Genomic DNA, 25,275 nt, shown 5'->3' on the forward strand with positions numbered 1-25,275 from the left:
TGACACCTTTGCTCAAGCCGTTCCATTCCTTTGTATTGGTGGAACTCGTATGACCAGGCTTTCCCATCAAGATTTGCGCCGTAACTTCCGTCAATTGCTGGCTTCCGACACCTGCTACCACACCGCCTCGGTGTTCGACCCGATGTCCGCGCGCATTGCCGCTGACCTGGGTTTTGAAGTGGGGATCCTCGGCGGCTCCGTGGCCTCGTTGCAGGTGCTGGGCGCCCCCGACTTTGCCCTGATCACCCTCAGCGAGTTCGCCGAACAGGCCACCCGCATCGGCCGCGTCGCCCAGTTGCCAGTGATCGCCGACGCCGACCACGGCTATGGCAACGCCCTCAACGTGATGCGCACCATCGTTGAACTGGAACGCGCCGGCGTCGCCGCCCTGACCATCGAAGACACCCTGCTGCCGGCGCAATTCGGCCGTAAATCCACTGACCTGATCTCGGTCGCCGAAGGCGTCGGCAAGATCCGCGCGGCGCTGGAAGCCCGGGTTGATTCGGAAATGGCAATCATCGCCCGCACCAATGCCGGGATTCTGCCGAATCAGGAAATCATCAGCCGCACCAAGCAATATCAGGCCGCTGGTGCCGACGGCATCTGCATGGTCGGGGTGCAGGACTTCGATCAGCTTGAGCAAATCGCCGAACACCTGACGGTCCCGCTGATGCTGGTGACCTACGGCAACCCGGCGCTGCGCGACGACAAGCGCCTGGCCGAACTCGGGGTGCGCGTGACCATCGACGGCCACGGCGCCTACTTCGCCGCGATCAAGGCGACCTACGACAGCCTGCGCGAACAACGCCAGATCTTCACCCAGGCCTCGGACCTGAGCGCCACCGAGCTGACGCACACCTATACCCAGCCTGAGGATTACATTCTGTGGGCGAAGGAATACATGAGCGTCAAGGAATAAGCTGCGGTCAGGACTGGCCTCTTCGCGAGCAGGCTCGCTCCCACAGTGGATCTTCAGTGAACACAGCAGTGGTGTTGAACACAGATCCCATGTAGGAGTGAGCCTGCTCGCGATGACGTCGGCACATTCAACACCCATTTAGCCTGACCCGCCGCCTTCGCGAGCAAGCCCGCTCCCACAGTGGATCTTCAGTGAACACAGCAGTGGTGTTCGGCGCAGATCCATTGTGGGAGCGAGCTTGCTCGCGAAGGCGTCAGTTGCAGCACCGCCAATCCGAGGGAGTCAGCGCTTGGCCAGTTCCATGATCATCCGCGACAACAGATAAATCCGCGGTGTCACGCTCGCCACTTCGGCGTATTCCTCAGGCGTGTGGATATTGCCGCCGACAATTCCGAAACCGTCCAGCGTCGGCGTACCCACCCCGGCGGACAGGCTGGCATCCGCCGCGCCACCACTGCCCTCTTCGGTCAGCTTGCGGCCGATCTCGCCGTAAATCGCTTGCGCCATGGCCATCAAGCGATCCGACTCTGCCGTCTGCGGCATCGGCGGCAACCCGCGTTTGAGGCTGGTGGTGACTTCGGTTTCAGCGATCAGCTTGTCCTGCGACACTCGCGCCAGGTCTTTCTCGATCCGGTCGAACTCTTCCGGCACCGCCGCACGCACGTCAGCCTTGGCAGTAGCGTGATCCGGGATCACGTTGGTGCGATCACCGGCCTGGAGCACGGTGAAGTTGATCGTGGTTTTCTTCGCTTCGTCGCCGAGTTTGCCCAGTTGCAGAATCTGGTGCGCCGCTTCCATCGCCGCGTTCCGCCCCAGTTCCGGCGCGACTCCGGCGTGCGCCGCCTTGCCTTTGACCTCGACCAGCGCCGTCGCACTACCTTTGCGCCATACCACCAACCCATCGGCCGGACGCCCAGGTTCAAGGTTGAGGGTCACGTCGTGAGCCTTGGCGGTTTTCTTGATCAGGTCGGTGGCAACGTCGGAGCCGGTTTCCTCGCTGGCGTCGAGCAGGAAGGTGATTTGCGCGTAGTCCTTGAAGTCGAGGTTCTTCAGAATCTTCAGCGCGTAGATCCCGGCGACGATGCCGCCCTTGTCGTCCATCACCCCCGGCCCGTAGGCGCGACCGTCCTTGATGTGGAACGGGCGCTCGGCGGCGGAGCCTTCCTTGAACACCGTGTCCATGTGCGCCATCAAGAGGATTTTTGCCTTGCCGGTGCCCTTGAAGGTCGCCAACACGTGGTTGGATTTTTCCGGGGTATTGGGTACCAGCTCGATGGTGGCGCCTAGCTTCTTAAGCTCATCGATGGCGATCTCGCTGACTTGTTTCAGGCCCGGTTCATAACCGGAACCTGAGTCGATGTTGACCAGCCGTTCCAGTAGTTTGAGGGCTTCGGGTTGATATTGCTCGGCATCCGTCAGCACTTGCTTGTGCGGTTCGGCAAAGGCACCGGCAGCGCTGAAGGCGAGGGACAGGCCGAGGCTGGCGGCCAGCAGCGAGCGGGAAAATGAGAACGTCATGAATCGATCCTTGTTTCGCGTCGGGGGGTATTGAACCGTACCTGACATCGACGCAAGGCTCTACACCGGATGCGACATCTCTGCGGCCGACACCGAACACCTGTAGGAGGAAATTGTGCTGGGCAGTCAGACCGAATCGAGCAGTTCCTGCTTCGGCAGATCATCACTGTTGCAGATCACCCGATTGCGCCCGGTCGCCTTGGCCTCGTACAGCGCCTGATCCGCATCATTGAGCCAACGGGTCGCGTCGCCGTGTGCCGGTTCGTAAGCCGCCAGACCAATGCTCAGACTGACCTTGAGCGCCGGGTTCTGCTCGTAACCCAGGGTGGCGAAACGCTCGCGCAAGGCTTCCATGGCCTGCGCGGCATTGAACAGCGGCAGGTCAGGCAGGATCACGCAAAACTCGTCCCCGCCATAGCGCCCGGCGACGTCCGCAGCGCGCAGGTTCTGCTTGAGCATTTTGCTCAACTGGCGCAGCACGATGTCACCCGCCACATGCCCGTAGGTGTCGTTGATCGCCTTGAAGTGATCGATGTCGATCAACGCGATCGCTGCGCCCTGCTGCTGCCGGCGGCAACGTTGAAAGGCGATTTCCAGTTGATCCTTCCACGCGCCGTGATTGAGCAGTCCGGTGAGGCTGTCGGTGCGACTCAGGGCCAGTAGCTCACGCTTGTGCAGACCCAGCGTGTAGGCCTGGCGAAAGCAGATCCAGCCCAGCGCCAGCGGGTACAGCATCAGCAACGGAAGGCAGGCATAAAGCTGCAGAGGCGAGGTTTGCGGGATGAACGCCGGGGCGAAAACCACCAGGCCGACGCCGATACCAAGAACCTGCGCGGCAAGACCCGCCGCGAGAAAACGTAATCCGCCGATGGCGACGTTATTCATCGCCATCATCGAAATGGTCGTGGCACTGGGCAGCGGATTGAACTGCATGGCGGCGACCCAGAAGCCGCCCATAAAGGCATCAACCAACAGATTGCGGTGTTCCGCATGGTAAGGAACGCTGGCACGACGGGCCCATTGAAACGCCAGGTGCGGCCAGAGCAGACCATTGAACAGCATCAACGCCCAGACCCACAGCGGCGGGTCTAGCGGGTACATCGCCGCGCTCACGCACAACAGCCCCAGCACCAGCCCGAGGGTTCGCGATGTATAAAGCCTCCTGGCCAATGAAAGTCCCTTTCCCCCCTTGTTTCGCATAAGGGCCTCGACCACTCAACGGAACCTGCGAACACCGTCAGACGGATGTGCTGGAAGTCTAACAGGCAGCCGTTAAATAGCTATCACCGGCCAGCCGCTGAATACCGCGCCATCGCCGTCGCGCACAGGGCAAATTTTTAGCTATACCTGAAAGGACGAAAACGGAAAAACGACTATAAGAAGGAGGCCCATGCAGACCTACCGAGTGTTGATCATCGGCAGCGGATTTGGCGGCCAATGCGCGGCGGTCAACTTGCTCAAGGCCGGAATCGACGATTTTCGCTTGCTGGAAAGAAGGGACTTTTTCGGCGGCACCTGGTGCCAGAACACCTACCCCGGCGCGGCGGTGGATGTGCCGTCACCGCTGTACTCGTTGTCGTTTGCGCCATTTCCTTGGACGCAGATGTTCGCCGCCCAGGCTGAACTGCACCAATACACCGAACACGTCATCGAGCGCTTCGGCCTGCGCGAGCGCGTGGCGCTGCAAACCAACGTCGAACGCATCGAATGGGACGACGCCGAAAAGCGCTGGGCGTTGCATACCAGCAAGGGGATTTTTTACGCGCAGTTCGTGATCAACGCCTCCGGGCCGTTGAGCCAACCGGTGATCCCGCCCTTCCCCGGCCAGGATCGCTTTGAGGGCAAGACTTTTCATACCAACAATTGGGATCACAGCTACGACTACCGCGGTAAACGCGTGGCCATCGTCGGCAGCGGCGCCAGTGCCGCCCAGGTGATTCCGGCGATTGCTGCCGAAGTCGAGCAATTGCACGTGTTCCAGCGCACGCCACATTGGGTGCTGCCGCGCGCCGATCGCACGTTCGGGCCTTTCCAGCGCTGGCTGCTGGGTGTCAAACCGGCGTACAAGCTGCTGCGCTGGCTGCTCTACTGGCAATTCGAAACCCGGGTGATCGCCTTCAAATACTCGAAACCGGCGATTCACCTGGTTCAGCGTCAGGCCCTGCGCTTTCTCAAGCAACAGGTGCCGGACCCGGTATTGCGCGCAAAACTCACCCCGGACTTCACCATCGGCTGCAAGCGCATCCTGCTGTCCAGCACCTATTACCCGGCGCTGACCCGGCCCAACGTCACGTTGCACAGCCGCGAACAAGGCATCGCCGAAATCGATGAAACCGGGATCACCACCACGGACGGCCAGCACATCGACGTCGATCTGATCGTCTGGTCGACCGGCTATGACGCCACCGACGGCGTGGTCTCCTACCCGGTGACTGGCAAGCACGGCGTGCAGCTCAAGGACGTCTGGGCGCAATACCCACGCGCCTATCTGGGCACCAGCCTGCCGGACTTTCCCAACCTGTTTATCGTCACCGGGCCCAACACCGGCATCGGACATACCTCGGCGCTGTTCATCATCGAAGCGCAGATGAACTACATCCTCGACTGCATTGACACCCTGCAGTCAAAAGGCCTGCACAGCATCGAAGTGCGCCCCGAGGCGGAACGTACCTACACTGCAATGATCCACCGTGAGATGGAACGCACGGTGTGGAAGTCCGGCGGCTGTCACAGTTGGTATCAGAGCAAGAGCGGTCATGTGATCGCGATATTTCCGGGCTTCAGTTTCAGCTACTACCGGTTGACCCGGACGCTGAAACCGGCTGACCACATTCTGTCCTGAACACGTAAAAGGAAGACGTCGATGCTTGTGCTGTTTGTCGCTCTCGCGGTTTTCGTGGCCTGGAGCTGGTTGAGTTATCCAGCGATCGGCCATTGGTTGTACGACCTGAGCACGGCGCTCGAGGCCAAGTTGTACAAGTTGCACAAAATCGAGGTGCCGATTGCCGAAATGACCGTCTCGACCTGGCAGGGTGGTCCCTATGAAGCGGCCAGCGCGATCCTGATGCTGCACGGCTACAGCGCCGAGAAGAATCTGTGGCTGCGCTTTGCCAGGCATTTTGTCCGCCAGTACCGGGTGATCATTCCGGACATCGCCGGCCATGGGGAAACCGGGTTCAAGGCCGGCGGCGGCTACGACATTGCGCTGCAGGCCAAGCGCATGATCCAGCTGCTGGACGTCTGCGGCGTGGAGAAAGTCCACGTGATCGGCAACTCCATGGGTGGCTACATCGCGGCATGGCTGGCCGCAACTTACCCGGAGCGGATTGCCTCGGTGGCACTGATCGACCCGGCTGGCGTCACCGCGCCGCAGGCCAGCGACATGGAGCGTCATCTGGCCCGTGGGCATAACCCGTTCCTGATCAACTCCCGGGAAGAATTCCGCCAGTTTTACGCAATGACCATGGCCTCGCCACCCTGGGTGCCCGGGCTGGTGCTGGACGCCATCGCTCAGCGATACGAACGCCAGCGTGATGAACTGGAAGAGATCTTCCGCGACTTCCGCGCCAGCCCGCCGATGGAGCCGAAACTGGCCGATATCAAATGCCCGGCGCTGCTGCTTTGGGGGCGCAAGGATCGCTTGATCGACGTCAGCAGCGTGCCGGTGTGGAGCAAGGGCATCGCCAATCTGCGGGTCGAAGTGTGGGACGGTGTCGGACACATGCCGATGGTCGAACAACCGGGGAACACCGCGCGGTTGTATCGGGAGTTTCTGGGCAATCAGCGATGAGTCCCAACACTATCCTTGTGATGAGGGAATTTATTGTGGTGAGGGGATTCAGCGAAACGTCGCACCGCCCCGATGGGTTGCGCAGCAGCCCCAGTTCCAGCACTAAGCTGAATCAGACACACCGCATTCTCTGGGTTGGGGCTGCTGCGCAGCCATCGGGGATAAATCCCCTCACCACAGGTAATCACGTCCGCCGATGGGGTCGAAATGAACATTCTCTACGACGAACGCCTCGACGGCCCGCTGCCGGAAGTGAACAAGGCCGAGTTGCTGAAAACCCTGCAGCGCGCCCTCCCGGACCTCGACCTGCTCTGGCGCGAAGACGAACTCAAGCCTTACGAATGCGACGGCCTCTCGGCCTATCGCACCACGCCGATGCTGGTCGCCCTGCCCCGGCGACTCGATCAGGTGCAGACCCTGCTCAAGCTCTGCCATCAACACAACGTGCCGGTGGTGGCCCGGGGTGCCGGCACCGGATTGTCGGGGGGCGCGCTGCCGCTGGAAAAAGGTCTGTTGCTGGTGATGGCGCGCTTCAACAACATCCTGCACATCGACCCGGCGGCCCGTACCGCGCGGGTTCAGCCCGGGGTGCGCAATCTGGCGATCTCCCAGGCCGCCGCGCCGTACGGCCTGTATTACGCGCCGGATCCGTCGTCGCAGATCGCCTGCTCGATCGGCGGCAACGTCGCGGAAAACGCCGGTGGCGTGCATTGCCTCAAGTACGGCCTGACCGTGCACAACCTGCTGAAAATCGAAGTGCTGACCATCGAGGGCGAACGTCTGACACTGGGCAGCGAGGCCCTCGACTCGCCGGGTTTCGATTTGCTGGCGCTGTTTACCGGCTCCGAAGGATTGCTCGGGATCATCACCGAAGTCACGGTCAAACTGCTGCCCAAACCGCAGCTCGCCAAGGTCTTGCTGGCCAGTTTCGACTCGGTGGAAAAGGCTGGCCGCGCCGTGGCCGACATCATCGCCGCAGGGATCATTCCCGGGGGCCTGGAAATGATGGACAACCTGGCGATCCGCGCCGCTGAAGACTTCATTCACGCCGGTTACCCGGTCGATGCCGAGGCAATCCTGTTGTGCGAACTCGATGGCGTCGAAGCCGATGTCCACGACGATTGCCTGCGAGTGCGCGAGGTCATGCTCCAGGCCGGCGCCAGCGAAGTGCGGCAGGCCCGCGATGAAGCCGAGCGCATGCGCTTCTGGGCCGGGCGCAAAAACGCCTTTCCGGCGATTGGCCGCTTGTCGCCGGACTACTACTGCATGGACGGCACCATCCCGCGCCGCGAATTGCCCGGCGTGTTGCACGGCATCGCCCGCCTCGGCGCCGAATACGGCTTGCGCGTGGCCAACGTGTTTCATGCCGGCGACGGCAACATGCACCCGCTGATTCTGTTCGACGCCAACCAGCCCGGCGAACTGCATCGCGCCGAAGCGTTAGGCGGGAAGATTCTCGAACTGTGCGTGCAGGTTGGCGGCAGCATCACCGGTGAACACGGAGTCGGCCGCGAGAAAATCAATCAGATGTGCGCGCAGTTCAACAGCGCTGAACTGACGCTGTTCCACGCGATAAAAGCCGCGTTCGACCCGCAAGGCCTGCTCAATCCTGGCAAGAACATCCCGACTCTGCATCGCTGTGCGGAATTTGGCGCCATGCACATTCATGCCGGGCAACTGCCATTCCCCGAACTGGAGCGTTTCTGATGGCTGATTCCGACGCCAGCAGCGCGCTGCTCGAGCAGGTCAACCAGGCCCGGGCCAACGCCACGCCGCTGAAGATACAGGGCGGTAACAGCAAGGCGTTTCTCGGCCGCGAGGTGGCCGGTGAAGTGCTCGACGTCCGCGCGCATCGCGGCATCGTGCGCTATGAACCGACCGAGCTGGTGGTCAGCGTGCGCGCCGGCACGCCGCTGCGCGAGTTGCTCGCGGCGCTCGACGAGGCCGGGCAGATGCTGCCCTGCGAGCCGCCAGCCTTCGGCGACAGCGCCACGGTGGGCGGGATGATCGCCAGCGGGCTGTCCGGGCCACGGCGGCCATGGTCAGGTTCGGTGCGCGATTTTGTCCTCGGCACCCGGGTCATCACTGGCCTCGGCGAGCACTTGCGGTTCGGTGGCGAGGTGATGAAAAACGTTGCCGGCTACGACCTGTCGCGCCTGTTGACCGGCAGTTACGGCTGCCTCGGTGTGCTGACCGAAGTCTCGCTAAAAGTCCTGCCGAAACCGCGTCAATGCCTGAGCATCCGTCTCGATATCGACTGCGCGCGGGCGCTGGCCAGATTGGCCGAGTGGGGCCAGCAACCGCTGCCGATCAGCGGCGCCTGCCATGACGGGCAAAGCCTGTATCTGCGCCTTGAGGGCGGCGAAGGTTCGGTCACCGCCGCGCATCAACGGCTCGGCGGCGAACCACTGGATTCGACGTTCTGGCGCGACCTGAACGAGCAACGCCTGAATTTTTTCGACGAAGGCCTGCCGCTGTGGCGCCTGTCGCTGCCGAACAATCTCGGGCCGCAGGACTTGCCCGGCCAGCAACTGATCGACTGGGCCGGCGCGCAACGCTGGCTGAAGTCCGATCACGAGCACATTCAGATCCTCGCCCAGGAACTCGGCGGCCACGCCACCTGCTTTACCCATGGCGCCAGCGACACACCGTTCCAGCCGCTAGCCCCGGCGCTCATGCGTTATCACCGGCAACTCAAGGCGCAACTCGACCCGCAAGGGCTATTCAACCCCGGCCGGATGTACGCGGAGTTCTAGCCATGCAAACCACCCTCAGCGAAGAGTCCCGACAACTGCCGCGTGCGGCCGAGGCGGAAAAAATCCTCCGTACCTGCGTGCATTGCGGTTTTTGCAACGCCACCTGCCCGACCTATCAGTTACTCGGCGATGAACTTGACGGACCGCGCGGACGCATCTATCTGATCAAGCAAGTGCTTGAAGGCGCTCCCGCTACCGAGCAGACACAACTGCATCTGGATCGCTGCCTGTCCTGCCGCAACTGCGAAACTACCTGCCCTTCCGGCGTCGACTATCACAACCTGCTGGATATCGGGCGGGCGGTGGTCGATCAAGCAGTGCCGCGTTCAGCCGCCCAGCGTTTGTTGCGCGAGGGTCTGCGCGCACTGGCGCCGAATCCCGGGGTGTTCAAGGGCTTGTTGCGGGTCGGCACGACGTTCCGGCCGCTGTTACCGCAAATCTTTGAAAGCAAATTGCCGCAACGCGCATCTACGTCCGGCACACGCCCTGCTCCGCGCCACGCACGGCGGGTGCTGCTGCTCGAAGGTTGCGTGCAACCGGGCCTGTCGCCGAACACCAATGATGCGACGGCGCGGGTGCTCGATCGGTTGGGGATCAGCGTGACGCCGGTGGCCGAGGCAGGTTGCTGCGGCGCGCTGGACTATCACCTCGACGCCCAGGCCAAGGGCCTCGACCGCGCGCGGCAGAACATCGACGCGTGGTGGCCGCACCTGGAAAACGGCGCGGAAGCCATCGTGCAGACGGCCAGCGGTTGCGGCGCGTTCATCAAGGATTACGGGCATTTGCTGGCACAGGATCCGCGCTACGCCGACAAGGCGCGGCAGATCAGCGAACGGACGCTGGATCTGGTACAGATCCTGGCCCGGGAGCCCCTGGAGAAACTGTGCGCCGCCAGCCAACGCCGGATCGCCGTGCATTGCCCCTGCACCTTGCAACATGCGCTGAAACTCGGCGGCGCGGTGGAAGCGCTGCTGACCCGGCTGGGTTTCAACCTCACGGCGGTACCGGATGGGCATTTGTGTTGCGGTTCGGCCGGCACCTATTCGCTGACCCAACCGACCCTTGCCCGACAACTGCGCGACAACCGCCTCAACGCCTTGGAAAGCGATCGCCCGGACTTGATCGTCACCTCCAACATCGGCTGCCAGAATCATCTGGCCGGCGCCGGACGCACGCAGGTTGTGCACTGGATCGAACTGGTGGATCAGTCGTTGGCAGAATGAAGTTCGTAGGATTCTTCGTTTGCCGCCGTCGGCGAAGGCTGCGATCTTTTCCTCCATCCAAACCGTGACCGTGGCAGGAATTTTTTTCATGACCGTGCAGCCTTTCGTCAGCCCCGACCTGATCCGCCAACGCTTCTCCAAAGCGATGTCCGACATGTACCGCGAAGAAGTGCCGTTGTACGGCGCGCTGATGGAACTGGTGGAACAGACCAACCGCGAAGTGCTGGCGGCTCAGCCGGACATCGCACGGCAGCTCGACAGTACCGGTGAAATCGAACGGCTGGACATGGAGCGCCACGGCGCCATCCGCGTCGGCACGGCTACAGAGCTGGCGACCCTCGCCCGGCTGTTCGCGGTGATGGGCATGCAACCGGTGGGTTATTACGACCTGACCCCGGCGGGTGTGCCGGTGCACTCCACGGCGTTTCGCGCGGTGCATGAAGCGGCGCTGCAGGTCAGTCCGTTTCGAGTATTCACGTCGTTGCTGCGCCTGGAACTGATCGAGGATCCCGAGCTGCGCGCGTTTGCCGAATCGGTGCTGAACCAGCGTTCGATCTTTACCCCTACCGCCTTGCACCTGATCAAGCAGGCTGAGTCAGCGGGTGGGCTGAATGAGCCTGAAGCGGAGGAATTTGTCCTGCAGGCCCTGGAGACCTTTCGCTGGCATCACAGCGCCACCGTCACCGCCGCGCAGTACCAGACCCTTAGCGCCCAGCACCGTCTGATCGCCGATGTGGTGGCGTTCAAAGGCCCGCATATCAATCACCTGACCCCGCGCACGCTGGACATCGACATCGTCCAGGCGCAGATGCCGCTACATGGCATCACCCCGAAAGCGGTGATCGAAGGCCCGCCGCGCCGGCAATGTCCGATCCTCCTGCGCCAGACCAGTTTCAAGGCGCTCGACGAGCCGATCACTTTCACCGACCAGCACAACACCCGTGGCAGCCACAGCGCGCGCTTCGGCGAGATCGAACAACGCGGCGCGGCGCTGACGTCCAAGGGCCGGGCGCTGTATGACCGCCTGTTGAATGCCGCGCGCGATGAACTCGGTGACTTCCCCAACGAAGGCAACGCCGCACGCTACAACGCGCTGATGACCCAGCACTTTGGCGAATTTCCTGACAGCGTCGACGGCATGCGCGAACAGGAGCTGGCGTATTTTCGCTACTTCCCTACGGAAAAAGGCCTGGCAGCGGGTAGCCTAACGTCGGCATCGCTGGAGGAATTGCTCCGCGAGGGCCATGTGAAAGCTGAACCGTTGGTGTACGAAGATTTCCTGCCGGTGAGTGCGGCGGGGATTTTTCAATCGAACCTTGGGGATACAGCGCAGACGCACTATGGCGAACACTCTAACCGCCAGGCATTCGAACAGGCCTTGGGCCGCGCGACCATTGATGAGCTGGGGTTGTATGCCGAGACGCAGCGGCGTTCGATTGAGGAGTGTCTGGCAGCGCTTTCGCGCTGAAAGATCAAAAGATCGCAGCCTGCGGCAGCTCCTACAGATGGAATGTGTTTCCCCTGTAGGAGCTGCCGCAGGCTGCGATCTTTGCTTTTACCTCTAGCGCAACCGCGACAACAACGCGAACGCGGTCTCCTCCGACGACGCCGGATTCTGCCCCGTCAGCAACAATCCATCTTCACGGGTGTAGCTCGACCAGTCCGTGCCCTTGGAGAAAATCCCGCCCTTGGCCTTGAGCTCATCCTCCACCAGAAACGGCACCACATCGGTCAGCCCTACCGCTTCCTCTTCACTGTTGGTAAACCCCGTCACCTGCTTACCCTTGACCAGCGGCTGAGCGTCCGCACCTTTGGCATGGCGCAACACGCCGGGCGCATGGCACACCGCTGCGACTGGCTTGCCTCCGTTGTAAAACGCTTCGATCAGCGCAATCGAATGACGGTCTTCAGCCAGATCCCACAGCGGGCCGTGACCGCCGGGATAGAACACCGCATCGAAATCCGCAGCTTTTATCGTGTCCAGCTTGACCGTGGAAGACAGTGCCGACTGCGCAGCAGAGTCCTTGCGAAAGCGATCGGTGGCGGCAGTCTGTGCGTCCGGCTCGTCACTCTTCGGATCCAGTGGTGGCTGGCCGCCCTTGGGCGAGGCCAGCGTCAGTTGCGCGCCGGCATCCTTGAACACGTAATACGGCGCGGCGAATTCTTCCAGCCAGAAGCCGGTTTTCTTACCGGTATCACCCAATTGATCGTGGGACGTTAAAACCATCAGGATTTTCATATCGTTCTCACTCGCTGTGGGGAAGGTGCAGACGCCGTTGGCGCGGTCGTGAGTGATTGACCGTCGCGCAGGGCGAATCGTTTCAAGCGCTCGACGCTGGCACTTGGCCTTACTGCGCAACTTCTTGCGCACTCGTTCGGTGAAAAAGGCGATTCATCGCGCTGCAGGCCTTGACTGGCGTGGCTTACAGCCAAGTGCGCAACTTCTTGCGCAGTACTGCGCAAGAAGTTGCGCACTTTCCCTCTCGATTCAGCAAAAAACATCGGTCATAACGCAGGCTAGAGCCGCTTCACCCCCGGCTGCCGGGCCCTTCGACAAACCTGGCACGCTCCTTGATAACAGTCAGGCACCCACCGGGCGATTTCGCCTCCCGGGCACCCTAAATTTATCCGCAAGGAGAGCACCCCATGGCAACACCAGCGTACATGTCGGTTACCGGCGAAAAACAAGGCCTGATCACTGCCGGCGCTTTCACCGCCGACTCCGTTGGCAACACCTACCAGGAAGGCCACGAAGACCAGGTCATGGTTCAGGCTTTCAGCCACGACGTGATCATCCCGCGTGACCCACAATCCGGTCAGCCAACCGGTCAGCGCGTTCACAAGCCAGTGATCATCACCAAGGTCTACGACAAGGCTTCGCCTCTGCTGCAAGCGGCTCTGACCTCCGGCGAGCGCATGAGCGAAATCGTTATCCAGTGGTACCGTACTTCGGCTCAAGGTACTCAAGAGCACTACTACACCACCAAACTGGAAGACGCGATCATCGTCGCCATCAACAACAAAATGCACAACTGCCAGGATCCAGGCAACTCGCACTTCACCCACCTGGAAGAAGTGCAGTTCACCTACCGTAAAATCACCTGGACCCACGAAGTATCCGGTACTTCGGGTTCCGATGACTGGCGTGCTCCAGTCGTTTAATTACGGCTGATCGTTACAAGCATCGACCAGCCCTGCTGGTCGATGTTGTTTACGCCCCTCCAGAATTTCGCGTGCGTTGAACCGCCTTGCGGTTGTCGACGAACGCCGCTGTACAGCACGAGGAACAAGGGATGTTCGCGCCGGCCAATGAAACCCACTTTGCCCTGACCATCGAAGGGCTCTCCGCCGATTTTCAGGTGTTTACCCTGACCGGCCGGGAAGCCATCAGCCAACCTTTTGTCTTTGAGGTGGAGCTGGTCAGTGAGCAGCCGTCGCTGGACCTCGAAACCCTGCTGCACAAACCGGCCTTTCTGCAGCTGTCGCCCGATGGCAGCGGCATCCACGGCCAGATCTACCGCGCCGCGCAAGGTGACTCGGGCAAGCGCCTGACCCGTTATTCGGTAACCCTGCGCCCGCAACTGTCGTACCTGGCGCATCGCGTCAACCAACGCATCTTCCAGAACCTCACAGTGCCGAAAATCATCGGCATGGTTCTCGAAGAGCACGGCATTCAAAGCAACGCCTACGAATTCAAGACCGGTTCCTTCTATCCCGAGCGCATCTACTGCGTGCAATACGATGAATCGGACCTGCATTTCATCCAGCGCCTGTGCGAGGAAGAAGGTATTCACTACCACTTCCAGCACAGTGCCACGGCGCACAAGCTGGTGTTCGGCGATGACCAGACAGTGTTCCCGAAACTTCAGCCTGTGGCCTACCAGCAAGACTCCGGCATGGTCGCCAGCAACCCGGTGATCAAGCGCTTCGACCTGCGCCTGGAAACCCGCACCAGCCGCACCACCCGCCGTGACTACGACTTCGAAAAACCACGCCTGACGCTGGAAAGCGAAAACCGCGGCGACGCCCTGCCCGATCTCGAAGACTACGACTACCCGGGCCGCTTCATCGACCGCGAGCGCGGCAAGCACCTGGCCAAACGCGCCCTCGAACGTCACCGCAGCGACTTCCAGCTCGCCGAAGGCAAGAGTGATCAGCCACTTCTGGTCAGCGGTCATTTCCTCGCCCTGACCGAGCACCCGAAAGCCAAATGGAATGACCTGTGGCTGCTGACCGAAGTCCTGCACGAAGGCAAGCAGCCGCAAGTGCTGGAAGAGTCGGTGACCAGCGACACCACTGCCCTCAAAGACGATTTCCATCAGGGCTATCGCAACCGCTTTCAGGCGACCCCATGGGACGTGCCGAACCGTCCACCGCTGCGCCACCCTAAACCGCGCATCCTCGGCAGCCAGAGCGCCGTGGTTACCGGCCCCAAAGGTGAAGAGATTCACTGCGACGAGTACGGCCGGGTCAAAGTCCAGTTCCACTGGGACCGCGAAGGCCAGGCCGACGACAAGACCAGTTGCTGGCTGCGCGTCTCCAGCGCCTGGGCCGGCGCCCAGTACGGCGGCATCGCCATCCCGCGCATCGGCATGGAAGTGCTGGTGACCTTCCTTGAAGGCGACCCCGATCAACCGCTGATCAGCGGCTGCCTGTACCACAAAGAAAACACCGTCCCGTATGAGCTGCCGGCAAACAAGACCCGCAGCACCTTCAAGACCCTGAGTTCCATGGGCGGTGGCGGCTACAACGAACTACGCATCGAAGACAAGAAAGGTCAGGAGCAGATCTACCTGCACGCCCAGCGCGACTGGGACGAGAACATCGAGCACGACCAGAAGATCCGCGTCGGCAACGAACGCCACGACACCGTCGAGCAAAACAGCTACACCGAATTCAAGGCCGAAGAACACCACACTGTCTACGCCGACCGCAAAGTCGAAGCCCGCGCCAACGACCACCTGACCGTTGGCGTGAACCAGCACATCAAGATCGGCACCGGCCAGTTCATCGACGCCGGCCAGGAAATCCACCTCAGCAGCGGCATGAAAGTGGTGATGGAGGCCGGCGCCGAGCTGACCCTGGTCGGCGGCGGCAGCTTCATCAAGATCGACGCCGGCGGCGTGACCATGAGCGGCCCGGTGATCAACATGAACTCCGGCGGCAGCCCCGGCAGCGGCACCGGCGCCGCCCCGCTGATGCCCGGCGTGCTGAAACAGGCCGACGCCGACAAGGCCGGTCAGGTCCTGACACCGGCCCAGATCAACACCCTCAAACGTAACGCGCCGTTCTGCGAAGAATGCGAAAAATGCAAGGCAGGTGCCTGTGCCATCTGATCGACTGACACCCAAGGATTGGCTGGCGCAACAGCCGCTGCAGACTGGCGAGCGCCTGTACCTGATCGTCAGCGCAGCGAGCGATGCCGAGCCGCTCAAGCCCTTCTATCAGCAAGATGCCGCACCACAACTGCAGCCTATTTGGAGTGGAACGCCTTACGCCGATTGGCTTCCCGTAATGCCGTATCTCGCCGAGATCAGCCCCAATGCCAGTTTTCTGCAATGGATTACTGAAACCGATGCCTTGGATTGGGGTTGGCTAGCGGTATCTACCTGCGCGCCGGAAACGGTGCTGGAGCATTTGCGCAGCCTGACTCAGGTAAAAATGCCGGACGCTACTGAAGTGTTTTTCAGGTTCTGGGATGGTCGACATTTTCATCCGATCATCGAAGGTTTAGGTGCTACCGCAGGTGAGTTGCTGCCCGTGTTCCAACGTTACCTGATTAACGGACAGACTCTCGAAGTCGGCCGAAGAGCGGTACCTCCCGCAAAAGAGTGGCCCTGGTGGGAGATTCCCCAAACGCTATTGGATGCCCTCGCTAAAAAGGATCACACCACTGTCGTCGAGAACCTGATGCAGTGGCTATCAGAGGATTGTCCGGAGTTGTACTTCGAATTCCCCGAAGCCAACCTGCGTAGAAAGGTCGAGCGCTTCGTACGCCAAAACCCAAATACAGAAGAAATGGCAGAGCGTCTTGCCGCTGAGCTGACAAAGGAAGTCACGTCATGAATACCCCGATTGGTACATTGGTCCTGCGCGTGCTGGATGCCAAAACACCTGACGTGAGCCTGATTCTCAAAGACTTCAAAAACTGCCTGAGCGATTACAAGGACTGGGCTGACGGTTTCTGGACAGGCTGGGCGCTAGATGTCGACCAGACTTTCAAGGTCGGCAATGAAGTCAGCGTGACTAAGCGCAAGACTAAAACCGGCGCCGTGGAAACCTATGCGACCTGCCCACTGGTGGGTGATTTCACACTGATCCATATGTTTGAGTCTGCGCGATTTGTCCCTATCGGCAATACTCCGGTGAAACTCGAGCCTGTGACCAAGGGCACCTTCTACGACGACGTTACCGGACCGGTTATCGAAACCATGATCGGTCCAAGCGGCATCAAGGTGGTTGAAGGCTGCAAGAAGGGTCAGACCTATCGCATCACATTCTTTCCCAATGTCTCGCAGAACGACGTCAAAGCGCTCTATGACTCCTATCAAGGCGTTATCGGCAAACTTGACAGCTGGCTGCAAAGCGAATGGTCGAGCAAGTTTCAGCCGCAATGGGCCAGCTACTCGGCGGCAGACCGTGCCGGGCGTTCGGTCATTTTGCTCAAACGGGCACTGGATGGTTTTGAGAAAGCTCTGCTTCGTCTGTGGGACGACATCAAAAGCCTGTTCGAGCTGCTCGCTAATCCGCAAAAAAACTACGCGAAACTCAAAAAATATCTCTCGGACATCGAAATCGACAAGCTCTATGCTGCGTCGAAAGAGTCCATCGCTTCAGGGTTGCTGATCCTAAGCGACGAGCCGCTGATGTTCGTCTACGTCTCGGCTATTGTGGCGTGGGTCGGCATGCTACCGCCGCAGGTGGTTGTCGACGTGATGACTGCCATCGCCTCGGAATTCCTGATCAACGTACTGGTGGGCATCTGCCTGACCGGTGGCGCCGGACTGGCCGTGAGAGCGGGCACCAAAGTCCTGTCCACCGTCAAATCGGGAGAAGCGGTCAAGTACCTTGAAGACCTTGCGTCTACTTTGATGACACTCAGCAACAAACACGCCCTGCCCGCCCACGCGGAAGTGTCGAAGCCCATCATCGCCAGCGCTAAGAATGTGCCGATGAAGCCCGCCAAAACCGCAGCGCTGAAAATCGATGAAGCCACCACCGAAGCGCCGAAAGCTGGCTCACGGAAAGCTGAACCCAAAAGCCATGTAGAGGGGCTGCCGCCCAAAAAACAACTGCCTAAAACTGCAGATACTCCGAAACAGGAAGTCAAAGACGCCTCTTCGTTCCCTAGGGACAAGAAAAAGAACCAGTCCACTCTGCAACCTAAAGAAAAAGTCGACGACGTTCCTGATCAGTCCAAGACACCCGATGACAAAAGCGCCACTTGCGCGAAGAAGACCTGCACCAACGGCTGCCCGGTCTCGATGGTCACCGGTGAAGAGCTGCTAACCATTACCGACGGTGAACTCGGTGGCCTGCTGCCATTCAGTTGGACTCGACTCTACCGAACCAGCGCGGCTGAAATCGACTGCGGTCTAGGCTATGGCTGGAGTCACGCTCTCGCTCAAAGGGTGGACATCAATGGCGACGAGGTGGTGTGGACCGATCACGAAAACCGGGTCACCACATTTCCCCTGCCCAGCGTACAGCGTCCGGCAATCACCAATAGCCTTTCAGAAGCAGCCATCTTCCTTGGCGACGATCCGTCCGAGCTGGTACTGACTCAGGCCGGCGAAAAGCCGCTGTTCTATCACTTCCGCTTCAACAGTAAAGGCGCAACGCTGATCGCTATCAGCGACAACTACGACAACCGCCTGCATATCACCCGTGACATCCATGGTCGAATCAAGCGCGTGGATAACGGTGCTGGTCGTGCATTGCTTGTCCGGTACGACCGAAAGCACATTGTTGCCATCGACTATCAGCAATTCCTACCGGCGGACAATCTCGAAGACGCCTGGAACACCGTTCAGACGCTGACCACCTATGAATACGATATTCATCATCGGTTGGTGAAAGCCACAAACGCTCTCGGAGAGTCCGAGCGTTATGCCTACAACGAGCAAAACGTCATCCTTGAGCGACAACTCGCCGGGGGCGCAAGCTTCTATTGGGAGTGGGAAAAGGAAGGCAAGTCCGCACGTTGCATCCATCACTGGGCCAGCTTCTCTCAGATGGATGCGCGCTATGCGTGGGATGACAAAGGCAGCGTCACCGTTACCAACGCCGATGGCAGCGAAGAGGTTTATACCCACGATGACAAGGCGCGACTCGTCGCCAAAGTTGATCCGGATGGTGCCGAGCACTTAAAAGCCTATGACGACAAAGGCCGACTGATCGCCGAAAAAGACCCAATGGGGGCAGTCACGGAGTATCAGTACAACGAAGCCGGCCGTTTGATCGCGGTGATCCCGCCAGAAGACGCGCCGACCACCTACGAGTACTACAAGGGCGTTGTCCGTGTGGTGAATCGTGGTACAGCCAAATGGATCTACTGGCGTAACGACCAGGGCGATATCACTGAACAAATCGACCCGGACGGCAACTCGACGCACTACACCTATGATCGCCAAGGACGCCTGTTGGAGATCCGCCATCCCGACGGCAGCCGCCACCAACTGGTCTGGAACAACCTCGGCCAATTGCTGGAGGAGTGCCTGCCGGACGGCGGCCAGCGCAAGTACCGCTACGATGCGCTCGGCAGACAAATCACCCGCCAGGCAGAAACCGGAGCAATCACCCATTACCAATGGGATGCCGCCAATCGACTGGCACAAATCACGCTGCCGGGCGGCGCTACCCGTGCGTTCACTTACAACCCATACGGCCGCGTCACTGCAGAACGCGACGAACTGGGGCGCATCACTCGCTATGAATACGCCGACGACCTTCATCTGGTCAGCCGTCGTATCAATCCGGACGGTAGCCAACTGCGCTACCGTTACGACAACGCGCGCCTGCTGCTCACCGACATCGAAAACGAACGCGGCGAACACTATCAACTCGATTACTACTCAAATGGGCTGATTCAGCAGGAAACCGGTTTCGACGGGCGCCGTACCGCCTATGAGTACGACCTCAACGGCAAACTGTTGAAGAAAACCGAGTTTGGTGACGACGGTAGTGAGCTGGTGACCGGGTATCAGCGCGATACCTCTGGCCGCTTGCTGGTCAAAACCCTCGCTGATGGCGAAGAAATCCATTACAGCTACGATGCTTTGGGTCGCCTGGTAAACGTCGACGACGGCCACTGGCCCCTCGCCTATGAGTACGACGTACAAGATCGTCTGATCACTGAGCACCAAGGTTGGGGCACCACGCGTTACGAGTACGACAGCATTGGCCAACTGAACCAATGCCGACTCCCTGATGGCAGTACACTCGATTATCGCCACCTCTCCGGTGGTCGGCTGAGCAGCATCGACCTCAATGGTTCGCGCCTGACTACGCACCAGTTCGACGCTGGCCGCGAGCAGCAGCGCCAACAAGGCGTATTGCTTAGCCAATATCAATACGATGAACAGGGAAGGCTTCAAGCACACACAGTAGGTCAGCAAGAGCGCAATCTGTTCCAGCGCCGCTACGCCTACGACGCCAACGGTAACCTGGCCGGCATTGATGACAGTCGCAAAGGAAACCGCAGTTACCACTACGACCCACTGGATCGTCTGGTCAGCGTTCGCGGCGCTACACCCGAAACATTCGCTCATGACCCGGCAGGCAACTTGCTCGGTCAAAACGATCTGCCGTCTGCGAACCTCGCCAACGTCAAAGGTAATCGCCTGCTTATGCAAGGCGACCGACATTACGAATACGACGCCTACGGTAATCTGAGCCGCGAACGTCGTGGGGCCGGACAGCAACTGGTCACCGAATACCGCTATGACTGCCAGCATCGCTTGATCGGCGTCACCCTTCCCGGTGGCAGCACCGCAAGCTACAAGTACGACGCTTTTGGCCGCCGCATTGAGAAGACCGTTGATGGCCAAACCACAGAGTTTCTCTGGCAAGGTGAACGCCTGATCGCCGAAAGCGCTGAGAATCGCTATCGCACCTACATTTACGAACCAGGCAGCTTCCGGCCACTGGCGATGCTCGATGGTGAAGGCCCCCTTAAGGCTACGCCGTTCTATTACCAACTCGACCACCTCGGCACACCTCAAGAACTCACCGACTACAGCGGCGAAATTATGTGGTCGGCGAAATACCGTGCATATGGCAATCTGGCAACCCTGGACGTCGCAGAAATCGACAACCCTCTGCGCTTTCAGGGTCAGTATTTCGATACCGAGACGGGGTTACATTACAACCGGCACCGCTACTACAATCCGGGCACTGGACGGTTTTTGACGCCGGATCCGATCAAGCTTGCGGGTGGATTGAATAACTACCAGTACGTGCCAAATCCTACGGGGTGGGTGGATCCGTTGGGACTTAACGGTGAATGCCCGGGCGGTGAAACCTGCTCACCTCCTGTGGGTGTGGAAGATCCTGCGAGTAATGCTCATGTTAATCAAGGCGAACCAAATCCTCCTATGCCCTCTGGAGTTGGGGGTACAGGGGCGTCTTATGACAAGGTTAACGGACAAGGTCTATATGTTTTGAAAGACGAAGCAGGAAACGTAAAATATGTTGGCCGAGGTGATGCCCCTACCAGGATCGCCAAGCATGCAGACACCGAAGGAAAGGACGAGCTTATAGGTCAAATCCTATGGGAAAACAATCTGAGTAAGGCTCAAGCGAAAGGACTCGAGCAACGGATCATGGATTTCTTTGGTGGTGCTAGAACTCAGAACCGTCATACTCCACTACAAAACGAAATTCGCTCCTATCGCCCGGAGAACCCGAATGCACCACTTTATGAGCAGTCGGGGACCGATCAGTTATTTAATGAAACTTTGAAGAGGCTCGGACTGTGAAGCTCAAGAAAACGACAGTTGGTGACATCGTATTGATCCCTGTAGAAAGAGGTTTTACACCAGCTAAGGTTCTGTATGTATCAGAACGATACAAAGACACGATTTTGCTTGGAATATATAAAAAACTGATTACTGAGCAAAGACTTCCCGACGAATTGCCTGACAGATTTGACCTTCTGCTTTATACATCAAAAGTACCTATTCAAAAAAAACGCTGGCACTACGTCGGGCATGAGGATTTAAGAACCACCCAGACAGACCTAGATCTTAGAGTGGTAGCTGGGGAGCTATGGAAAGGCGATATTCATATTGGCGCTGCATCAGACGAAGATAGAAAAAGCTTGCCTGAAATGCTGGTAATGGGAGCTGGTCTAGTTGAAAAAAAGGCAGCTGCTTTGAACTGAAGAACGCAATAATATCGACAAATCGTGTACCTGCTGACGCTCCTCTTGATACTCCATGACTGCGCTTGGCATAAAGCAGATATTGCTCGAACACTAGGCGAGTCAAAATAAGTCTAGTCAGTGATTCCTTAGTATTAGCTCAATGCAAATCCCTGCTGATGCAGGGCGACCGCTACTACGACCGCGACGCCTACGGCAACCCGATCCGCGAGCGGCACGGGCTAGCAAACGATCAGCACGTGATTCTGGAGCGCCAACTGGCAGGCGGCGCGGCCTTCTACTGGGAGTGGGAGAACGAAGGCAAACTGTCTCGTTGCATCCGTCACTGGGCCAATTTCTCGCAGATGGAAGCGCATTACGCCTGGGACGATAAAAGCAGCGTAACGGTAACCAATGCCGATGGCAGCGAAGAGGTCTACACCCACGACGACCAGGCGCGACTGATCAGCAAGATCGACCCGGACGGCGCCGAACACCTCAAGGCGTACAACGACAAGGGTCAGTTGATCGCGGAAAAGGATCCTTTGGGTGCCGTCACCGAATACCGGTACGACGACAACGGACTGATGACTGCCGTCATCCCGCCGGAAGACGAAGCGACCACGTATGAATACATCAATGGTTTCGTCAGCGATGTTCATCGCGGCAAAGCCAGTTGGAAGTACCAACGCAACCGTCAGGGCGACATCACCCAGCAAATCGACCCGGACGGCAATGCCACGCTATACAGCTACGACGCCCAGGGTCGCCTGCTGGAGATCCGCCACCCCGACGGCAGCCGCCATCAACTCGGCTGGAACAACCTCGGACAGTTACTGGAAGAACGCCTGCCGGACGGCGGTCAACGCAAGTATCGCTACGACGCACTGGGTCGGCAGATTACCCGCCAGGAAGAATCCGGCGCCATCACCCACTACCAATGGGATGCGGCCAACCGCCTGGCACAAGTCACGCTGCCGGGCGGCGCATCACGTGCCTTCACCTACAACGCCTATGGCAACGTCACCGCCGAACGTGACGAACTCGGCCGCATCACTCGCTATGAATACGCCGACAACCTGCACCTGGTCAGCCGCCGCATCAATCCGGACGGCAGCCAACTGCGCTACCGCTACGACAACTCGCGTCTGTTGCTCACTGACATCGAAAACGAGCGCGGCGAACATTACCAACTCGATTACTACTCGAACGGCCTGATCCAGCAGGAAACCGGCTTCGACGGTCGCCGCACCGCCTACGAATACGACCTCAACGGCCAGTTGCTGAAGAAAACCGAATTCGGTGATGACGGCAGCGAACTCGTTACCGAGTATCAACGCGATGCCGCTGGCCGTTTGCTAGTCAAAACCCTGCCCGACGGCGAAGAAATTCACTACAGCTACGACGCCCTCGGTCGCCTCGTAAACGTTGACGACGGCCACTGGCCGCTCGCCTACAAGTACGACCTGCAAGACCGCCTCATCGAGGAACACCAAGGCTGGGGCACCCTGCGCTACGAGTACGACAGCGTTGGCCAGCTTAGCCACTGCCGCCTCCCGGATGGCAGCAAACTCGACTATCGCCACCTCTCCGGCGGACGCCTGAGCAGCATCGACCTCAACGGCTCACGTCTCACCGCTCACCAGTTCAGCGCCGGTCGCGAACAACAGCGTCAACAAGGCCTGCTGCTCAGCCAATACCAATACGACGAACAAGGCCGCCTGCAAGCACACACCGTCGGCCAGCGTGATAAAAACCTGTTCCAGCGTCGCTACAACTACGACGCCAACGGCAACCTCGCCGGCATCGACGACAGCCGCAAAGGCAATCGCAGCTATCACTATGACCCGCTCGACCGACTCATCAGCGTGCGCGGCGCTACACCGGAGAGCTTCGCCCACGACCCGGCGGGCAACCTGCTCGGTCAGAACAACGAAGGCACGGCCAACCTCGCCAACGTCAAAGGCAACCGTCTGCTGATGCAGGGCGACCGTCATTACGACTATGACGCCTATGGCAACTTGATCCGCGAACGTCGCGGCACCGGCCAGAAACTCGTTACCGAATACCGCTACGACTGCCAACATCGCCTAATCGGCGTAAGCCTGCCGGGTGGGAGCACCGCGTCCTACAAATACGACGTTTTCGGCCGCCGTATCGAGAAAACCGTCGATGGCCAGACCACCGAGTTTCTGTGGCAAGGCGAACGACTGATCGCTGAAAGCGCCGACGACCGTTACCGCAGCTACATCTATGAACCGGGCAGCTTCCGTCCATTAGCGATGCTCGATGGCGAAGGCCCGCGCAGGGCCACGCCGTTTTACTACCAACTCGACCACCTCGGCACACCGCAGGAACTCACTGATTACAGCGGTGAGATCATGTGGTCCGCGAAGTACCGCGCCTACGGTAACCTCGCTGCGCTGGACGTCAGCGAAATCGATAACCCGCTGCGCTTCCAGGGTCAGTATTTCGACGCCGAGACGGGGTTACATTACAACCGGCACCGCTACTACAATCCGGGCACTGGACGGTTTTTGACGCCGGATCCAATCAAGCTTGCGGGTGGGTTGAACAACTACCAGTACGTGCCTAATCCTACGGGATGGGTAGATCCGTTGGGCTTGAGCGGTAACTGCCCTGATGCGGATAAGAAACTACCGCAAGCAACCCCTGGGTCTACTTCGGGGAATTCAGTCAAAGACGCAGGACCTTCCGCGCCCCCAGAACCACCACCTATTGGTCAGGGATATCACAATGAGGTTTATGGAAGTAAACCAGTAAAACCACAAGACGCTGTAAAACGATGGGAAGATTTCCTAGGTGAGGGGCCGTATACAAATATTCATCCTAGGACTGGATTACCAGACAACGATAGAATTGTGTCTGCCGACGGCAAGAGAAGTATTCGGTATGGCCACCACGAAATGAGTAGCAAACCGAACAAGCATCATTATCATGAAGAGACGTGGACACTAGATCTAATAAACAATGTAATGAACGTCGACAACACCGTAATACGAGTACCACTAGGAACAAAATAAATGAATATTACGATAGCAAGCATAGTTAAAAGCACGAACAATAAAATACTTGTCGAGTATTCAACACCCTATGGAAAAAGCTTGTCAGTATTTACAGGCTCACCCCCTAAAGCAAATCAAAAACTTGATGTCGAAATTAATATAGATGATGAGTTCATTTGGGGTGAAAACTTGATTCCCTCCACAAAAAACGCACCTTCCATATCCTTCGATCTAGGATTCACATACATCACAGGAGAGTTAATCGCTATTGAGGACGACGGTTGCGGTGTATTAAGAATTGGGGATGCGATAATATTAATTTCTATTGAGCAAAAAAAAATTATCCTGCCCATATTCGTAGATATTATTGCAAAAGAAATCTCCATCCACCCAACCAACATATGAGCAAGCGGAAAAACACCAAAAGCTTTCATCTAATATTACCCACCCTTTGAATCCCTACTCTAGGTTAACGTGATTAAAGCGAACCAATTAAAGAGGAAATATTTATTTTGCAGCCCGCCCCTTTTTAATCAATAGAGATTGAAAACATTCCTTTTGTAAAGCCTCTTTTCATAAAATAAATCCGTCCCCTTTCCCACCAAGCAGGCGCGAGCTAGTGGTAATCGAGTGTATAGCGCATCTCACGACGGTATAACATTTAGGATCTACCTAGATGAA

16 protein-coding genes and 1 pseudogene are annotated in these 25,275 nt (G+C 58.8%); 14 read left to right on the forward strand and 3 right to left on the reverse strand.

What is annotated here, in order from left to right; genetic code table 11:
* Nucleotides 1-49 precede the first annotated feature (49 nt).
* Entirely contained in the window at nt 50-919 is an 870-nt protein-coding gene (locus tag JN524_RS18670) for an isocitrate lyase/PEP mutase family protein (protein ID WP_007968750.1), read from the forward strand.
* Between the two features lie 282 nt (nt 920-1,201).
* Here JN524_RS18670 and JN524_RS18675 read toward each other — a convergent pair whose 3' ends face one another.
* Together JN524_RS18675 and JN524_RS18680 are read right to left on the reverse strand one after the other, a co-directional pair.
* Complete coding sequence (locus JN524_RS18675) at nt 1,202-2,437, reverse strand: M20/M25/M40 family metallo-hydrolase (protein ID WP_202370287.1); 1,236 nt, start codon at nt 2,435-2,437, stop codon at nt 1,202-1,204.
* A gap of 126 nt (nt 2,438-2,563) precedes the next feature.
* The gene (locus JN524_RS18680) at nt 2,564-3,637 is read right to left on the reverse strand and encodes a diguanylate cyclase (protein ID WP_202370288.1); all 1,074 of its coding nucleotides are present in this window, start codon (nt 3,635-3,637) and stop codon (nt 2,564-2,566) included.
* Nucleotides 3,638-3,827: 190 nt separating this feature from the next.
* Between JN524_RS18680 and JN524_RS18685 the strand changes: the two genes are divergently transcribed.
* The 6 genes from JN524_RS18685 (at nt 3,828) to hglS (ending at nt 11,674) form a co-directional block, all read left to right on the forward strand.
* Complete coding sequence (locus JN524_RS18685; RefSeq protein ID WP_202370289.1) at nt 3,828-5,279, forward strand: flavin-containing monooxygenase; 1,452 nt, start codon at nt 3,828-3,830, stop codon at nt 5,277-5,279.
* Nucleotides 5,280-5,300: 21 nt separating this feature from the next.
* A complete protein-coding gene (locus JN524_RS18690; protein ID WP_027611631.1) occupies nt 5,301-6,227 on the forward strand; it encodes an alpha/beta fold hydrolase in 927 nt (308 codons plus the stop codon).
* A 207-nt stretch (nt 6,228-6,434) separates the two neighbouring features.
* Entirely contained in the window at nt 6,435-7,934 is a 1,500-nt protein-coding gene (gene glcD, locus JN524_RS18695; protein ID WP_202370290.1) for a glycolate oxidase subunit GlcD, read from the forward strand.
* Complete coding sequence (glcE, locus tag JN524_RS18700) at nt 7,934-8,983, forward strand: glycolate oxidase subunit GlcE (RefSeq protein WP_202370291.1); 1,050 nt, start codon at nt 7,934-7,936, stop codon at nt 8,981-8,983. The genes glcD and glcE overlap by 1 nt, the downstream gene beginning before the upstream one ends.
* 2 nt (nt 8,984-8,985) lie before the next feature.
* On the forward strand, nt 8,986-10,206 hold the full coding sequence (gene glcF, locus JN524_RS18705) for a glycolate oxidase subunit GlcF (RefSeq protein WP_202370292.1): 1,221 nt from the start codon (nt 8,986-8,988) through the stop codon (nt 10,204-10,206).
* An 88-nt stretch (nt 10,207-10,294) separates the two neighbouring features.
* The gene (gene hglS / locus JN524_RS18710; RefSeq protein ID WP_202370293.1) at nt 10,295-11,674 is read left to right on the forward strand and encodes a 2-oxoadipate dioxygenase/decarboxylase HglS; all 1,380 of its coding nucleotides are present in this window, start codon (nt 10,295-10,297) and stop codon (nt 11,672-11,674) included.
* A 93-nt stretch (nt 11,675-11,767) separates the two neighbouring features.
* Here hglS and JN524_RS18715 read toward each other — a convergent pair whose 3' ends face one another.
* Nucleotides 11,768-12,445 carry a type 1 glutamine amidotransferase domain-containing protein gene (locus JN524_RS18715; protein ID WP_202370294.1) on the reverse strand — a complete coding sequence of 226 codons (678 nt, stop codon included), beginning with the start codon at nt 12,443-12,445 and terminating at the stop codon, nt 11,768-11,770.
* 407 nt (nt 12,446-12,852) lie between these two features.
* Between JN524_RS18715 and JN524_RS18720 the strand changes: the two genes are divergently transcribed.
* From JN524_RS18720 to JN524_RS18750, 7 genes and pseudogenes are all read left to right on the forward strand, one after another.
* Nucleotides 12,853-13,368: an Hcp family type VI secretion system effector gene (locus JN524_RS18720; RefSeq protein WP_003226246.1), complete on the forward strand. Its 516-nt coding sequence runs from the start codon at nt 12,853-12,855 to the stop codon at nt 13,366-13,368.
* Between the two features lie 131 nt (nt 13,369-13,499).
* On the forward strand, nt 13,500-15,542 hold the full coding sequence (gene tssI / locus JN524_RS18725) for a type VI secretion system Vgr family protein (RefSeq protein WP_202370295.1): 2,043 nt from the start codon (nt 13,500-13,502) through the stop codon (nt 15,540-15,542).
* Complete coding sequence (locus JN524_RS18730) at nt 15,532-16,272, forward strand: DUF4123 domain-containing protein (RefSeq protein ID WP_202370296.1); 741 nt, start codon at nt 15,532-15,534, stop codon at nt 16,270-16,272. Before tssI ends, JN524_RS18730 begins: the two co-directional genes overlap by 11 nt.
* Nucleotides 16,269-21,185 carry an RHS repeat-associated core domain-containing protein gene (locus JN524_RS18735; protein WP_237403119.1) on the forward strand — a complete coding sequence of 1,639 codons (4,917 nt, stop codon included), beginning with the start codon at nt 16,269-16,271 and terminating at the stop codon, nt 21,183-21,185. Before JN524_RS18730 ends, JN524_RS18735 begins: the two co-directional genes overlap by 4 nt.
* On the forward strand, nt 21,182-21,589 hold the full coding sequence (locus tag JN524_RS18740) for a hypothetical protein (protein WP_202370297.1): 408 nt from the start codon (nt 21,182-21,184) through the stop codon (nt 21,587-21,589). Before JN524_RS18735 ends, JN524_RS18740 begins: the two co-directional genes overlap by 4 nt.
* Nucleotides 21,590-21,816: 227 nt before the next feature.
* Nucleotides 21,817-24,211 (forward strand): annotated as a pseudogene (locus tag JN524_RS18745) (RHS repeat-associated core domain-containing protein); the annotation flags it as partial.
* 401 nt (nt 24,212-24,612) lie between these two features.
* Nucleotides 24,613-24,999: a hypothetical protein gene (locus JN524_RS18750; protein ID WP_202370298.1), complete on the forward strand. Its 387-nt coding sequence runs from the start codon at nt 24,613-24,615 to the stop codon at nt 24,997-24,999.
* The last annotated feature ends 276 nt before the right edge of the window (nt 25,000-25,275 follow it).

It is taken from the genome of Pseudomonas sp. MWU318, assembly GCF_016756945.1.
GTDB lineage: Bacteria > Pseudomonadota > Gammaproteobacteria > Pseudomonadales > Pseudomonadaceae > Aquipseudomonas > Aquipseudomonas putida_A.

What these genes read in the sequence shown, in the direction of transcription:
- JN524_RS18670 (WP_007968750.1), top strand. Translation starts at nt 50, where the DNA reads ATGACCAGGCTTTCCCATCAAGATTTGCGCCGTAACTTCCGTCAATTG.
- JN524_RS18675 (WP_202370287.1), bottom strand. Translation starts at nt 2,437, where the DNA reads ATGACGTTCTCATTTTCCCGCTCGCTGCTGGCCGCCAGCCTCGGCCTG.
- JN524_RS18680 (WP_202370288.1), bottom strand. Translation starts at nt 3,637, where the DNA reads ATGCGAAACAAGGGGGGAAAGGGACTTTCATTGGCCAGGAGGCTTTAT.
- JN524_RS18685 (WP_202370289.1), top strand. Translation starts at nt 3,828, where the DNA reads ATGCAGACCTACCGAGTGTTGATCATCGGCAGCGGATTTGGCGGCCAA.
- JN524_RS18690 (WP_027611631.1), top strand. Translation starts at nt 5,301, where the DNA reads ATGCTTGTGCTGTTTGTCGCTCTCGCGGTTTTCGTGGCCTGGAGCTGG.
- glcD (WP_202370290.1), top strand. Translation starts at nt 6,435, where the DNA reads ATGAACATTCTCTACGACGAACGCCTCGACGGCCCGCTGCCGGAAGTG.
- glcE (WP_202370291.1), top strand. Translation starts at nt 7,934, where the DNA reads ATGGCTGATTCCGACGCCAGCAGCGCGCTGCTCGAGCAGGTCAACCAG.
- glcF (WP_202370292.1), top strand. Translation starts at nt 8,986, where the DNA reads ATGCAAACCACCCTCAGCGAAGAGTCCCGACAACTGCCGCGTGCGGCC.
- hglS (WP_202370293.1), top strand. Translation starts at nt 10,295, where the DNA reads ATGACCGTGCAGCCTTTCGTCAGCCCCGACCTGATCCGCCAACGCTTC.
- JN524_RS18715 (WP_202370294.1), bottom strand. Translation starts at nt 12,445, where the DNA reads ATGAAAATCCTGATGGTTTTAACGTCCCACGATCAATTGGGTGATACC.
- JN524_RS18720 (WP_003226246.1), top strand. Translation starts at nt 12,853, where the DNA reads ATGGCAACACCAGCGTACATGTCGGTTACCGGCGAAAAACAAGGCCTG.
- tssI (WP_202370295.1), top strand. Translation starts at nt 13,500, where the DNA reads ATGTTCGCGCCGGCCAATGAAACCCACTTTGCCCTGACCATCGAAGGG.
- JN524_RS18735 (WP_237403119.1), top strand. Translation starts at nt 16,269, where the DNA reads ATGAATACCCCGATTGGTACATTGGTCCTGCGCGTGCTGGATGCCAAA.
- JN524_RS18750 (WP_202370298.1), top strand. Translation starts at nt 24,613, where the DNA reads ATGAATATTACGATAGCAAGCATAGTTAAAAGCACGAACAATAAAATA.